Raw genomic sequence first — 13,389 nt, forward strand, 5'->3', positions numbered from 1 at the left:
TATAAATCAATATCTAAGCCACTTCATCCATTCTTTGAGCGAAGGTTTTTTGCCATACATTAAAATCCCTACTCGATAAATTTTAGAAGCAAACCAAACCATCGAAATTACAGATAAAATCAGTATTGCAATGGAAACAATTAATTGCCAATAGGGTACGCCATAGGTAATTCTAGCCATCATCGTTACTGGCGAAGTGAATGGAATCATCGAAAACCAAAATCCAACAGGGCCATCAGGGTTCTCAAAAATACTTAATGAACCATAAACACCTAGAAGTAAAGGCATAATGCCTACCCACATAAATTGTTGTGTCTCGCTATCATTTTCTACCGAGGCTCCAATTGCTGCAAAAAACGAGCTGTAAAAAATATAACCCAAAAAGAAATAAATAAAAAAGACACTGATAATTAATGGAATATTTAAAGTAAAAATAGACTGAATAACGTCATTAACTTGCTCTGGAAAACTTTCTACTTGAGCTGCTGCTGGGTTTATGGCAGAAACCTCTGATATAGATTCGCTCAAAAATAAAGGCAAAATTGACATCAAAAAGAGAATCAGTGCAATCCAAATAGCAAATTGAGTGATGGCAACCAAGGTTGTGCCTAAGATTTTCCCCATCATCAGATTAAAGGGCTTGACTGATGAAATGATGATTTCAACAACACGATTATTTTTTTCTTCTAAAACGCTTCGCATTACTCGGACACCGTACATCATGATAAAAGTAAAAGTGGCATACATCAATATTCCAGAGAAAACAGATTTGATGGCTTCTAGCGTTTCATTAGTTTTTTGCGTTTCACCAGAAGCCGTCTGTTGAGTCACGTTCAATTTAACATTGACTTTAGCTTTTTCTAGTATTTCCTCAGAAATCCCCTTTTTCTTTAAATTTAGAAACTCCAGTCGTTCGCTAAGTTTACTTTGAATTTTACTGATTTGAGAAATCCCTAAACTCTTATTCGCAGCAAAATCAATATCTGATTTCAAGTTTTGAAAACTGCTGTCTGTTTTAGGAATATGCAAAATACCTTGTAAAAAATCACTAGTCTGTAGCGTGTCCATCATCCCCCGTAAATCCTCTACGGGACGGTACTCATAGCGTTCCTTTTCGGTAGAATGAAACGTCGAGGCAAAATAGCCACTCTCATCTACCACCGCAATGTTCATCGTTTCTTGATTAGCTTGCCCCAAGAAAACAACGATTGAAACAAAAGCCATCATCAAAAAAGGAACAGCTAGCGTCATCAAGATAAATGACTTTTTTCTAATTTCATTAAAATACTCCCGTTGAGTAACCAAAAAGATTTGATTCATTTCTATTGATTTACAGCGGTTAAAAATACTTGATTCATAGACGGGATTTCTTCTCTAAATGTAATGATTTCGCCCAAATCATTCAGTTCGGTAATTAATTCTCTAGATGTAAGGTTTTCTTGGAATATTTTAAACTTTTTTAAGTCATTCCGTTCATCAATATTTTCTAAATGATGAGAATTTTTAAAGGCTTCAAAAAAATCAGATTTTACATTTTTTAATTCCACCCAATAAGCCTCTTGTTTAAATTTTTCTTTGATAGAGTGAATTGGTCCGTCCAAAATTTTCTCTGAACGATGAATCAATGCGACATGGTCGCACAAATCTTCTACAGATTCCATGCGATGTGTAGAGAAAATAATCGTAGCACCTTTCTTTTGAAGTTCTAGAATTTCATCGCGAATGATGTTGGCATTCACTGGGTCAAAACCGCTAAATGGCTCATCAAAAATCAATAATTTAGGCTCGTGTAATACCGTCACGATAAATTGAATTTTTTGGCTCATTCCTTTTGAAAGCTCTCTTAATTTCCTGCCCCACCAATCAGAAATATTCAATTTCTCAAACCAAAAATTTAATCTTTTTTTAGCTTCTTTTTTACTCAAGCCTTTCAGTTGAGCCAAATAAATGCATTGGTCTCCAACTTTCATATTTTTATAGAGACCTCTCTCTTCAGGCATATAGCCGATTTGTGAAATATGTTTGGCAGAAAGTCTTTCCCCGTCTAAAATCATTTCACCAAAGTCGGGCACCGAGATCTGGTTAATAATCCTTATAAACGTGGTTTTCCCAGCTCCATTGGGGCCCAGCAGACCATAGATAGAAGCCTTTGGAATTTGTATGCTAAAATCTTTTAACGCAACTTTATTACCATAAGCTTTGGTCACATTTTTTGCAACGAGCAAGTTATTTCCCATCGAGTTCAAGTTATTGAAAATTTTTTAAGCCTTAAAAAAAATTATTTTTTCTCGCCCGAAAAATATAGTTGATTTTTCCTTAGTTTTTGATGAGCCAAAAGCTTTTTTAAACTAACGACACGAGTGCCGTTCTCCCTATAATTCTGCAGAGTCTTCGCTAGAGCTTTCACCGTAGTAGCATTGATGTCATGAGCCAAGATAATTCCATTTCTTGGCGGATGAGAGAGCGTATTTACCAAGCTATCTACATTTTTATTCTTCCAATCTTTAGAATCTAAAGTATAAGAAATAACGGGTTTCTCAATTATCTTTAAAATCTCAGGCGTATAAGCATCATAGGGAAACCTGAAAAATTCGGGGCGGTAACCAGTAATTTCCTCTATAAGATCATCAGAAGCATCCAGTTCTGATTTTATTTCTTTGGCTGAAATGCGTGTGAAATCTTTATGGTTAAATGATTGATTCCCAATCAAATGACCTTCATTAATAATACGGCGAAGCAAATCTGGCTGATGTTCAGCATTTTGACCGATGACAAAGAATGTCGCCTGCGCATTGTAACTTTTGAGCGTATCGAGTAATTGCTCGGTAAATTGAGAAGGGCCATTATCAAAAGTCAAAGCAACACAATTCTCTTTAGAGCAATCAATAGAATCGTTGGCTTTCGGCGCTTCAAATTTCAAACTTTTTAAGCGAATGGGTAGCGGCGTTTGTGTGATTTTCTCTACCAATGAGGGTTTTAAATACGCTTGAATTTCTTCTTTTTTAAATTGAAGTTCTAAACGCCCTAAAAGTCTAGGAGCAATTTGGTTTGGGTTAAAAATAATATGCCATTGATTGTCTGGTGTAAAGTAGAAAGAGTTATAATTTTTCTCAAGAGCTTTTGTGCCTTCAGTAACTTGAGATTCGATGTCCTTCTGCAGTTGATTTTTCTCTTCGGGGTGTAGATTTTTTTGATTTTCCAGCCGCTGAGTCAAAGAATCTTTTGCAATTTGCTGAACTTTGATGGCAAAATTTTTAAAGCTTTCAAAATCTTTAAAGATATTTTCTATTGTTAATTTTTTCTTCTCATTCAAATCATAAATTGCTGTGCTCTGCACGGTATTGTAGTCACTACCAGTAGAAGCGAAACGCGTGTACAGGAAGGTGATGAAATTCTCACTCTGAAAAGGAATTTTAAAATTTTGGATAAAGTCTATTCCAGTGATGAATTCTGGATTTTTATTTGACGCCGTTCCAAATTCTGACTTAAATTGATTCATGAAATCCAAGGCGAATCTCTCCTCATTAGCATTAATGAAATTATACGCTGTGATGGGATAAGAAGCGAGCAAGCGATTTTCTTCCTTATGATTTCCAATTTTTAAAGTTCCCACACGCAAGTTTTCCTTTGCTGCGACTTTTTCAGCAATATTTTCTATTTTTTCTGGTTTTACCGAGATGTCATTTTTTTCTTTGAGCTTGCATTGTGTTAAAAAAATAAAAATAAAAAAAACAATAAGAAATCGCCAATTCATAAAAGCATATTTTATAGTAAAAATCTTTCAAACCTAATGCCAAGTAAAGCTTTTTGAGCGGTATTTCCAAATTTTTTTCAAAATCCAAACATATTTTAGATTTAATTGGATTTAAACAGATGCTAAAAGTTTTAGAAATTTTGTTTTACGGTATATTTGTCATAGAAAGCCTTGATGTGCCCCACAGCCTCTTCACTCGTATCAACTACACGAAACAACTTTAAATCTTTTTCGCTAATTTTTCTTTCTTGTAGTAAAGTGTCTTTAAACCAGTCAATTAACCCTCCCCAATATTTTTTACCAACGAGTACAATGGGGAATCGCCCAATTTTATCAGTCTGAATCAACGTTATGGCTTCAAAAAGCTCATCCAGAGTTCCGAATCCGCCAGGTAAAACGACAAAACCTTGTGCATACTTGACTAGTAAAACTTTACGTACAAAGAAATAATCAAACGAATGACTTAAATCTTTGTCAATGAATTCATTATTGCCACTCTCGAAGGGCAATTCAATCCCGAGCCCGATAGATTGCCCACCGCCACGGCGAGCTCCTTTGTTAGCAGCTTCCATGATGCCGGGCCCGCCACCGGTGATGATGCCAAAGCCAATCTGAGTAATGCCGTAGGCAATTTCCTCTGCCAAAGCGTAGTAGCGGTGATCTACCTGCGTACGCGCAGAGCCAAACATACTCACACACGGCCCGAGGCGAGACATTCCTTCAAACCCCCGCACAAATTCTCCCATGATTTTGAAAATCATCCAAGAGTCATTGATTTTAATTTCGTTCCAATTTTTTTGTCTGAATTTATCTGAAATTCTTTGATCTTTTTCTGTCATTTTCTTTTGGTAATTTAATGTTTTCGCCTGGTTTGAAACTTATTTTTTGTTTGAAATGATGAAAATTTAGCCAACTGCGTACCAATGCTGGCGTTATTTCTTGTGATGTCACAGGGACTAAGATAGCATGCCGAACGGAGGTCTCCTCCAATTGGTTGTAAAATTTAAAAAATCCGAAACCTAGAATTTCATTTTTTTCAATCTCGATGAAGGATTTCTCTTCCGCAGTTCGGCCTTTGTCGATGAGGATAAAATGATTTTCATTAGAAGTGATATTTTTTAAGCCTTGAGAAATTTCTTCATTATTTCCCAAATTTTCTTCCGTCGTCTCGCATGAGTCTAAAGCTTTATAAGCCTTGTTTTTTGTTGGGAAAATCAGAAAAGGGATACCCTCGGTGGTATTTAATTTTTCTATTCTTGTTGGGTTTAAAAATAATCCAAATTTAAAATAATTTTGCTTGTTTTTGATTAAATTTTGATGATTGATTTCTTCTTCCATTTGCATAAGAAGGGCGATAAAAAAACTTCCAGTAATTTCAAAATGAACCTCCTTCACGCGTGTTTGGATGTGTAAGCTCTTTTTGCTTGTGTTTGTAAAATCTTGGTTTACAGACCTTTGAATATTTCTTGCAGCTTGCAGGTAAAAAATTTTGCCATCGGCATCTAGGTAATAGTAGATGCCACTCTGCGTTGGCAGGTTTCTCTGTAATTGGAGCAATTTAGAAATCTGCTGTTTGCTCTTCGGGTCATTTTGCCCAAAGGCTTTGATGATATTTTTGGTTTTATCTTTTTTGAGTAAAATTTTAAATAATTCTAGAGTTGCTCGCGTATCCCCAGCGGCACGATGCCTATCCGCCAAGGGGATGCCCAGGTTTTTGCATAGTTTACCCAAAGAATAAGTTTCGAGATTGGGCAAAAATTGATGACTGAGTGTTAGCGTATCTAAAGTTTTATGCTCAAAATTATAACCCAAAGATTGAAATTCTTGCCGCAGCATTCGGTAGTCGAAATCTACGCCGTGGCCTACAATCACACAATCTTTTGTGATTTCCACAATTCTTTTGGCAAGTTCATGAAATTTGGGAGCTCGGCGTACCATTTTTTGCGTAATACCCGTCAAGTTCTGAACAAATTTATCAATCTCACGCTCGGGATTTACCATACTGGCAAACTGGTCGGTAACCTTTTCACCATCAAATTGGTAGATGGCAATATCAATGATTTTTTCAGTCCCCTTTTTCCCGCCAGTGGCTTCGATGTCTAGAATGGCAAAATTCATCTTTTTCTGTAAATTTTTTCAATTCCCACTTAGGATTTTTTTTTCAAAGATAATTTGTAGTGTTTTAGTCCTTCCCGTTCCAGTAGCACCAGCAATTAAGCCATGGCGATTTAGGGTTTTGAGTGGAATGTTAACGCTAGCTTTTGGTTCGATTTCATTTTGAAATTCCCCTTTGCTCAGCGTGAAAAATTTCCCCTTGAGCGTATAGCCTTTTGAGATTTCTTGAATAAAATCTTGAGAATTCATAGACTTAAAAGTATTAATTCCTCAAAGATAAAAATATGTTGCAATTGTAAGCTTTTATTTAGAGTTTGATTTCTGCAAGAATTGGGAAATGGTCGGAATAATCTACCCTTTTGACTTCAAATGATGCCGTCTGAAAGCGTGGGTCGAGAAAGATGTAATCTATTTTGATAGGAAACTTATAATTATGAAAAGTCGTTCCTAGCCCTGAACCTCCTGCTACAAAAGTATCTTTTAAGCCTTTTTTTATTTTGAAATATTCATAAGAATTCGGTACAGCATTGAAGTCTCCACCTACAATCACTGGGTGTGGGCTTTGCTCAATAAACTTCTGAATTAAATTGATTTCCCGTTGGTGAATTTTAAAAGCCTTGTTTAAATTTTGATAAATTCTAACAGCATTGGGTTTAAAGCTTTTCTTTTCCATCAAGCCTTTCACCAATTTTTTTTCGATATGGAAAGATTCTAAATAAACATTAATGGCTCTGATGGTATCTCCATGCACTTTTATATCAGCATAAAAACATTCGATTTTCTCTTTTTTATCAAAAGCACGATTGATTTCAATGATTGGGTATTTGCTGGCGATGCCCCACCAAGTGAAATTGCTGGTGTAATATTTTTCGTCTTGAGGTAAAACGGACTCGGCATTTGCACCGATTTCTTGAAGGAAAATTAAATCAGGACTTTCTTCTTTTAACATTTCTTTGATTCCCGCATGGTTATCATAAAAATAATGAACGTTGTAGCTTAAAACTTTAAAGTTAGGCTTTTCTACCTTTTCTTTACCGTAAAAATGATAAATTCGATTCAATGGAATGACTAATAGCGATGATGCGACTAAAAAAAATAAGGCGTATTTAGCTTTGATGAAAATCCAAAGAAAAATCAGTAAGGTATTGATGAAAATGAGAATCGGAAATCCTAATGCTAAAAACTGAAATAAAGTCGTAGCATTAGGCCCCACAAACTGATTGAGTAGGCAAGCATAGCAAAGCGCTAAGAGAAATAGGTGTATCGGTAGCAGTAGCTGGCGCATTATTCTTCAAACAGCAAAACTATAAAATTTTTTAAGCCTTAAAAAAAAATAATAATTTTTGCCTTGAAAAAACTATGTTTATAAAAGGTTAAAAAAGAGCTTTAATTCCAGATTACAATAACAATTAGTAACTTTGTAATAAGTTTAAAATTATGAAAATCTTATTAGTTACCATCGCTTTACTTTTATTTGCAGTGGCTGGAATTGCCATTAAAATTTGGGCCCAAAAAGACGGAAAGTTTGCGGGGACTTGTGCTAGCCAAAATCCGCATCTCAACAAAGAAGGAGAGGCATGTGGCTATTGTGGTAAAATGCCCGAAAATTGTGAAAACCAGGCATCTGTTTCTTGAGCAATATAGAACTTTATCAGATTATACAAGAAAGCAAAAGAGGAATTCAGCGTTCTCAGAATACGTTGATGAATCTTTTTTGGGATAAGATTTATTATTTTATTCTTAGTAAAACTCATAATAAAGCCGAAGCAGAAGACATCACGATTCGTACGTTTACTAAAGTGTTCAAGAAATTAAAGTTGTACAATGATGATTTTGATTTTTATACTTGGGTAAAGGCGATTGCCTACAATACGATGATTGACCAGTTACGCAAAAAAAAACATAATAATATATCGCTAGATGATGAGCTGAATCCCATAGATATAGAGGCTGCAATGCCCAGCCCAGAGCAATACCTTATTTCTAAACAAAACGCAAAAAAGCTAAATGCAGAAATAGAAAACTTGCCCCCAATCTATAGAGAAGTGATTGAGTTGAGGTATTTGGAAGATAAAACGTATAAAGAAATTGCAGAAGCTTTAAATTTAACACTTTCTAACGTGAAAGTGAGGTTGCTACGCGCAAAAAAATTATTAGAAGACTCTATTTCTATGTAAATTTCATTCTTTTGACGGGATTTTGTAAATTTGAATTAGAAAGATTGATATGGCAGAACAGGTACAAGAGAGAACGCATGCTACCAAACCGAAGTGGCTAAGGGTAAAGTTGCCAACAGGCAAAAAATTTAAAGAGTTACGAGAAACGGTAGACAACTATAAATTAAATACAATTTGCCAAAGTGGGAGTTGTCCCAACATGGGGGAGTGCTGGGGGGAAGGAACAGCTACCTTCATGATTTTAGGAAACGTCTGTACACGCTCGTGTGGATTTTGTGGAGTAAAAACGGGTAGACCTCTACCTGTAGACTGGGCTGAACCAGAGAAAGTGGCTCGCTCCATCAAACTGATGGACATAAAACATGCAGTTTTGACCTCGGTAGACCGAGATGACCTAAAAGATATGGGCTCCATCATTTGGGCAGAAACGGTAGATGCCGTTCGGCGAATTAGCCCTGGAACAACAATGGAAACATTGATTCCCGATTTCCAAGGGATAGGAAGACATATCGACCGCCTGATTGCCGTACAACCTGAGGTGATTTCTCATAATATGGAAACCGTTCGCCGATTGACAAGAGAAGTTAGAATTCAAGCAAAATACGATAGAAGTCTCGGTGTGTTAAAATACTTAAAAGACAAAGGGCAACGACGTACCAAGACGGGGATTATGCTCGGGCTGGGAGAGGATATGGATGAAGTTTACCACACGATACAAGACGTTCACGATGCTGGTGTAGACGTGATTACCATTGGACAATATTTACAACCGTCTAAAAAACATTTACCAGTAAAACGATTTGTAACGCCAGAGGAATTCAATGATTTAAAAGTTTTTGCTGAATCATTAAAAGGTTTTCGTCATATAGAGAGCAGCCCCTTGGTACGTTCTTCTTATCATGCAGAGAAACATATTCTTTAAATTAGAGTAACTAGAAGAATTATTTTTTAAGCTTTTAAAAAAAACAGTTGAAATTTCTGATAAGCCTCAATGAAACTATAAAGTAAATTAAGAGAAATCAGAATTTTCCTCCAAAGAAATGAGAAAACTTTGGCAGTTGCAGAAAGTTACACTTCAGGTGCTTTAGCTGCCGACTGACTGAATGCCACGGAAGTTCAGCTTATTTCATCGGTGGAATTGTAGCTTATCATTCACACATTAAAAATCAATATTTACATAATCCAAAAGAATTGATAAAGGAGAAAGGAGTTGCTGGCCCAAGTGAAGATGAATTTGGCAGTGCCGTTGGCACAGCATGGGTTGGAATTTCATCTAAAAAACAGACTAAAGCTTATTTTTTTTATTTAGAAAATCAATCTCGTACTGAGTTTACACAAAAAATAATTTTTCTAAAGCCTTAGAAAAATTTTATATCTTTTTACAAGAAGATGTCTAGTAAACCTTCTGGAACTTGAAATTGAATGTATTGCTTTTCGCGATTGAATGCAATGATAAATTCGTCAATCAAAGGAATCAAAATCTCTTTATCTTCATCATTTTTGATGACACACAAAGCCTGAGTTTGACTGTCTATCACATCAGAAACTTCGCCAATACGATTTTGATTTTCATCGATGGCAGGTAAACCAATAATTTCATGAAAATAAAAGCGTTGCCCAGAGAGCGGGGGTAAAGTAGAAAGCGGTAAAAACACATCTCGATGGATGAAACGTTCAGGCTCATCAACATCTTTCAGATGAATTTTCAAATGGGTATTACGGTGTAATTCTGCTTTCGTTAAAAAGAAAGGAACCAATAACCCATCTCTCTCAATGAGTATTGATTCCAAATTAATGTAATTTTCAGGTTCATCAGTATCTAAAAATAGATTTAAATCACCTTGGTAACCTATTTTTTTTGTAATTGTACCTAAGTAGTAGCAATCTTTTTTGTTCATCTATTCTTCTTCGCTAGCAGATTGCTCTGGAGCTTCTTCTGTTACTTCTTCCGCTACTACTACACGGGCTTCAGCAATTCTCTTCTCAGCGTCTAGGCGTTTTTGTTTTTCCTCTTCTTTCGCTTTAGATAAACCTTCGCGTTTTTGGTTGATTGTGTTTTCTTTTTCTTCTAACCAAGCATTGAAGCGCTTCTCCATTTCTTCTTCATTAAAAGCACCTTTAGCAACACCACCTAGAAGATGTTTTTTTAATAAAACACCTTGATGAGACAAAATAGATTTTGCTGTGTTGGTGGGTTGAGCTCCTTTCTGTAGCCATGCCACTGATTTATCAATATCTAATTCGATGGTGGCAGGGTTGGTAATGGGATTGTAAGAGCCCAATCTTTCGATGATTTTACCATCTCTCTTTACGCGAGAATCTGCTACAACAATGTGATAAAAAGGTCTACCTTTTCTACCGTGTCTCTGTAATCTGATTTTTACAGCCATAATCTTTTAATTTTGAGGATCTCTGTCCCCGATTAATAAAAATTTTAAATTCAAAACGCGAATATATGAAAAATATTTTGAATAGAGGGAATTTAATATAAAAACTTTAGTGATTCATTATTAGTTCTCAGCAAGTATCAAGTAGAGAGAAAGAATAATAATATTTAAAGCCAAGACATAATACAACTTTTAAATGTGAATTGAAAAAGCTCATCTTCAAAAAAAGACAGCTCGACTTTACTCACTACAATATGCAAGGGAGATATTTATTCTTCACTGCTAATCAACAACAAAAATCTAATAACTAATCTTCAATCAATTGGTTTTGAGACTGTTCTTTTTTATGACTTTAATCATGTGTAGTGCAAAAACATAATAAATTCTTTTTATTTAGAATAAATTAAAAAAAATACACCGTGAATTATATAAAAGATAAAATTGATATTCTTAACGGAGTAGAATTTTTATCCCAAAACCTAAAAACTCACAGCCACCAACTACTCACAAAATTTTCTAAGGCTTATAAAATTAAATAGTCTCTGAATCAAACTTTCATTTCCATTCTAACGTTTCCATCAAATGTTGAATATTTTTTAGCATATAATCTTTTGCTGGAGCTAGAGAATCAGGATTGGGGTAAGCGTTGAAATACAAAGCACCACGCAGAAAATGCAGTGTGCTATCGGTCAGGTGAAATTGGTAATTTAAGGCCGCATTCCCGCCAAGTTCATACAATGTGCCATAAACCTTTTCGTTGGGGCGAATGATGAGTTGAGGTTTGATGTAGGAAGCGCGAGAAGTGTGTGGTTCGTACACTGATTTTTCGGCGTCGTCTATCAAAGCATTTAAGTTTTGATTTATAGGTTCATAAGTGAGATAAATTGTAGCCTTGAGTCGAGGGTAATAAATATCAAAACTACAATTTCTCTCTTTGTTTTTGATTTGAGAAAAATCAGCTACTTGGAATTTAAAAGCGCAAGGTTTTTCGAAATTAGAAAAACGCGGTTCGGCGTAAGCTAGGCGCAAATGCCCAAAAGGTTTAGGTAGTTCTTTGTCTCTTGAACATGAAAAAAAAATAAGGCTTAAAAAAAAATAAATAAAATTAATCGTTACTTTCATTATGAGTTGTAGGCATTCGGCTGACTTTTATTCTTTTAATCCTTTTTTTGTCGATAGATTCGATGGTGAAACTGTAGTTGTAGAAATTAATTTTCTGCCGTCGATTAGGCGTTTCCCCATTGATTTCGAGTACAAAACCAGCTAGGCTTTCTGCTTCTCCTTTGTGTTCTTCAAACAAATCTTCTTCTTCTACCTCCATGATTCGGAAAAAGTCTTTCAGACCTGTTTTTCCTTCAAGAATAAAATTATCATTATCTAATTTAGAGAAATAAATATCTTCATCATCAAATTCATCAGAAATATCTCCTACGATTTCCTCCATCACATCTTCCAAGGTCACTAAACCAGAAGTTCCACCGTATTCATCTACCACGATGGCCATGTGAATTTTCCTTTCTTGAAAATCCGCTAGTAAATCATCTAGTTTTTTATTTTCAGGAACAAAAAAAGCTTTTCGCAAGAGCGAATTCCAATTTAAATCTACCTCATTGAGGTACGGCAACAAATCTTTTGCATATAGAACGCCACTAATTTCATCAATACTTTTGTCGTAGACGGGCACACGAGAAAAGCCTTTTGATGAAATTTTCTTGAGCACCTCAGGGTAGGTATCGTCCAGCGAAAGGCTAAAAACGTCCACACGAGGCGTCATAATTTCACGGGTTTCGGTATTGCCAAAATTCACAATACCCTCTAAAATTTTTTGCTCTTCGTTGGTAGTCATTTCATCCTCTTGTGTGATTTCTAAGGCTTGGGAGAGCTGGTCTACCGAAATTGTGCTTCCTGGTTTGATTTTACCTTCAAGTAAATTGCTAAACCAAAGAAGCGGAGCACCAATTGGGCGAGTGAGCATGCCTACAAACTGGAGTAGGGGAGCGGTGAGCTGTGCAAAGCTTAACTGATTTAGCCCAGCATAAATTTTGGGGATAATCTCTCCAAATAGCAAAAGTAAAAATGTAATAACGACAATGTCGAATAATAGAACTAAATTCCAACCTAAAATAGAAAAATCTTCTAAATATGGATGAATAAATGTGGTTGAAATATAGGTGGATAATAAAACGATGCAAATGTTGACAAAGTTGTTGCCTATCAATATTGTGGAAAGCAACTTTTGCTTGTTGCGGAGTAATTTCTCGATGGATTCTATACGATGAGTTTTCTTATCGCGAGCTTTTATTATATCTTTCTTCTTCAAAGAGAAATAAGCAACTTCTGAACCAGATAACAATGCAGAGAGGACTAAAAGTATCAATAGTAAGAAGATGCTAGCAAAATCAATAAAGCTAATGCTTAGCGGGAATAAAAATAAACTCGAGAGTTCTGTTTCCAAAATATCGAAATTAGTTCAATATCAATTTAGAAAGGCAAATCATCAGTATCGTCTTCTTGGTCAAAATCACTTGTTTTCTCGCTCGCCACAGAAACAGAAGATTGAGAAGCCGTAAAATTACCCTCCTTACCCGCAACGTTATTTCCGCTAGAATTTTTAGTACTCAGAAACTGAATGCTAGAAGCATGAATTTCAGTCGAATAGCGAGTGTTCCCATTGTCATCCCATTTACGGGTTTTTAATTTCCCTTCCACATACACCGTATCTCCTTTAGAGAGATACTTGCCGCAAAGCTCAGCTAACTTGTTGCGAGTCACGATATTGTGCCATTCAGTTTGGGTCACTCTTTCGCCAGTTTCACGTGTAGTATAGAATTCGTTGGTAGCTATGGGGAAACGACCGAGGCAATTGCTCTCATCAAAATGATGTATTTTCACATCGTCTCCCAAATTTCCTACTAATATAACTTTATTAACTGAACCACTCATAATTCTTATAACT

Annotated in this window: 16 protein-coding genes; 4 read left to right on the forward strand and 12 right to left on the reverse strand. The window is 35.7% G+C overall.

The annotated features are described in order from the left end of the window. Positions 1 to 6: 6 nt before the first annotated feature. From QOX03_RS02145 to QOX03_RS02175, 7 genes are all read right to left on the reverse strand, one after another. Positions 7 to 1,320: an ABC transporter permease gene (locus QOX03_RS02145; RefSeq protein WP_283671316.1), complete on the reverse strand. Its 1,314-nt coding sequence runs from the start codon at positions 1,318 to 1,320 to the stop codon at positions 7 to 9. A 2-nt stretch (positions 1,321 to 1,322) separates the two neighbouring features. Next, positions 1,323 to 2,237, reverse strand: coding sequence for an ABC transporter ATP-binding protein (locus QOX03_RS02150; RefSeq protein WP_283671317.1), 915 nt, complete (start codon positions 2,235 to 2,237; stop codon positions 1,323 to 1,325). A 41-nt stretch (positions 2,238 to 2,278) separates the two neighbouring features. Further along, complete coding sequence (locus QOX03_RS02155) at positions 2,279 to 3,754, reverse strand: polysaccharide deacetylase family protein (RefSeq protein ID WP_283671318.1); 1,476 nt, start codon at positions 3,752 to 3,754, stop codon at positions 2,279 to 2,281. 131 nt (positions 3,755 to 3,885) lie between these two features. Next, entirely contained in the window at positions 3,886 to 4,593 is a 708-nt protein-coding gene (locus tag QOX03_RS02160) for an LOG family protein (protein ID WP_283671319.1), read from the reverse strand. Then, the gene (locus QOX03_RS02165) at positions 4,562 to 5,872 is read right to left on the reverse strand and encodes an exonuclease domain-containing protein (RefSeq protein ID WP_283671320.1); all 1,311 of its coding nucleotides are present in this window, start codon (positions 5,870 to 5,872) and stop codon (positions 4,562 to 4,564) included. Before QOX03_RS02165 ends, QOX03_RS02160 begins: the two co-directional genes overlap by 32 nt. 18 nt (positions 5,873 to 5,890) lie before the next feature. Then, on the reverse strand, positions 5,891 to 6,118 hold the full coding sequence (locus tag QOX03_RS02170) for a helicase HerA-like domain-containing protein (protein WP_283671321.1): 228 nt from the start codon (positions 6,116 to 6,118) through the stop codon (positions 5,891 to 5,893). Positions 6,119 to 6,176: 58 nt separating this feature from the next. Continuing rightward, positions 6,177 to 7,154: an endonuclease/exonuclease/phosphatase family protein gene (locus QOX03_RS02175; protein WP_283671322.1), complete on the reverse strand. Its 978-nt coding sequence runs from the start codon at positions 7,152 to 7,154 to the stop codon at positions 6,177 to 6,179. A 152-nt stretch (positions 7,155 to 7,306) separates the two neighbouring features. Between QOX03_RS02175 and QOX03_RS02180 the strand changes: the two genes are divergently transcribed. The 4 genes from QOX03_RS02180 to QOX03_RS02195 all read left to right on the forward strand — a co-directional run bounded on the left by QOX03_RS02180 (position 7,307) and on the right by QOX03_RS02195 (position 9,408). Then, entirely contained in the window at positions 7,307 to 7,504 is a 198-nt protein-coding gene (locus QOX03_RS02180) for a membrane or secreted protein (protein WP_283671323.1), read from the forward strand. Continuing rightward, the gene (locus tag QOX03_RS02185; protein ID WP_283671324.1) at positions 7,501 to 8,046 is read left to right on the forward strand and encodes an RNA polymerase sigma factor; all 546 of its coding nucleotides are present in this window, start codon (positions 7,501 to 7,503) and stop codon (positions 8,044 to 8,046) included. Before QOX03_RS02180 ends, QOX03_RS02185 begins: the two co-directional genes overlap by 4 nt. 49 nt (positions 8,047 to 8,095) lie before the next feature. Continuing rightward, positions 8,096 to 8,968, forward strand: a complete 873-nt coding sequence (gene lipA / locus QOX03_RS02190) for a lipoyl synthase (protein ID WP_283671325.1) — start codon at positions 8,096 to 8,098, stop codon at positions 8,966 to 8,968. Positions 8,969 to 9,141: 173 nt separating this feature from the next. Next, positions 9,142 to 9,408 carry a CinA family protein gene (locus QOX03_RS02195; protein ID WP_283671728.1) on the forward strand — a complete coding sequence of 89 codons (267 nt, stop codon included), beginning with the start codon at positions 9,142 to 9,144 and terminating at the stop codon, positions 9,406 to 9,408. A gap of 17 nt (positions 9,409 to 9,425) precedes the next feature. Here QOX03_RS02195 and rimM read toward each other — a convergent pair whose 3' ends face one another. From rimM to QOX03_RS02220, 5 genes are all read right to left on the reverse strand, one after another. Next, positions 9,426 to 9,944 (reverse strand): ribosome maturation factor RimM, encoded by a 519-nt coding sequence (gene rimM / locus QOX03_RS02200; protein ID WP_119059525.1) that lies wholly within the window; start codon positions 9,942 to 9,944, stop codon positions 9,426 to 9,428. After that, positions 9,945 to 10,436 carry a 30S ribosomal protein S16 gene (locus QOX03_RS02205; RefSeq protein ID WP_119058224.1) on the reverse strand — a complete coding sequence of 164 codons (492 nt, stop codon included), beginning with the start codon at positions 10,434 to 10,436 and terminating at the stop codon, positions 9,945 to 9,947. 552 nt (positions 10,437 to 10,988) lie between these two features. Then, positions 10,989 to 11,555 (reverse strand): gliding motility lipoprotein GldD, encoded by a 567-nt coding sequence (gene gldD / locus QOX03_RS02210; protein WP_283671326.1) that lies wholly within the window; start codon positions 11,553 to 11,555, stop codon positions 10,989 to 10,991. Continuing rightward, complete coding sequence (gldE, locus tag QOX03_RS02215) at positions 11,539 to 12,888, reverse strand: gliding motility-associated protein GldE (protein WP_283671327.1); 1,350 nt, start codon at positions 12,886 to 12,888, stop codon at positions 11,539 to 11,541. Before gldE ends, gldD begins: the two co-directional genes overlap by 17 nt. 26 nt (positions 12,889 to 12,914) lie before the next feature. Then, positions 12,915 to 13,376 (reverse strand): single-stranded DNA-binding protein, encoded by a 462-nt coding sequence (locus QOX03_RS02220; RefSeq protein ID WP_283671328.1) that lies wholly within the window; start codon positions 13,374 to 13,376, stop codon positions 12,915 to 12,917. Positions 13,377 to 13,389: the final 13 nt, after the last annotated feature.

Source organism: Candidatus Ornithobacterium hominis, from assembly GCF_951229915.1.
GTDB lineage: Bacteria > Bacteroidota > Bacteroidia > Flavobacteriales > Weeksellaceae > Ornithobacterium > Ornithobacterium hominis.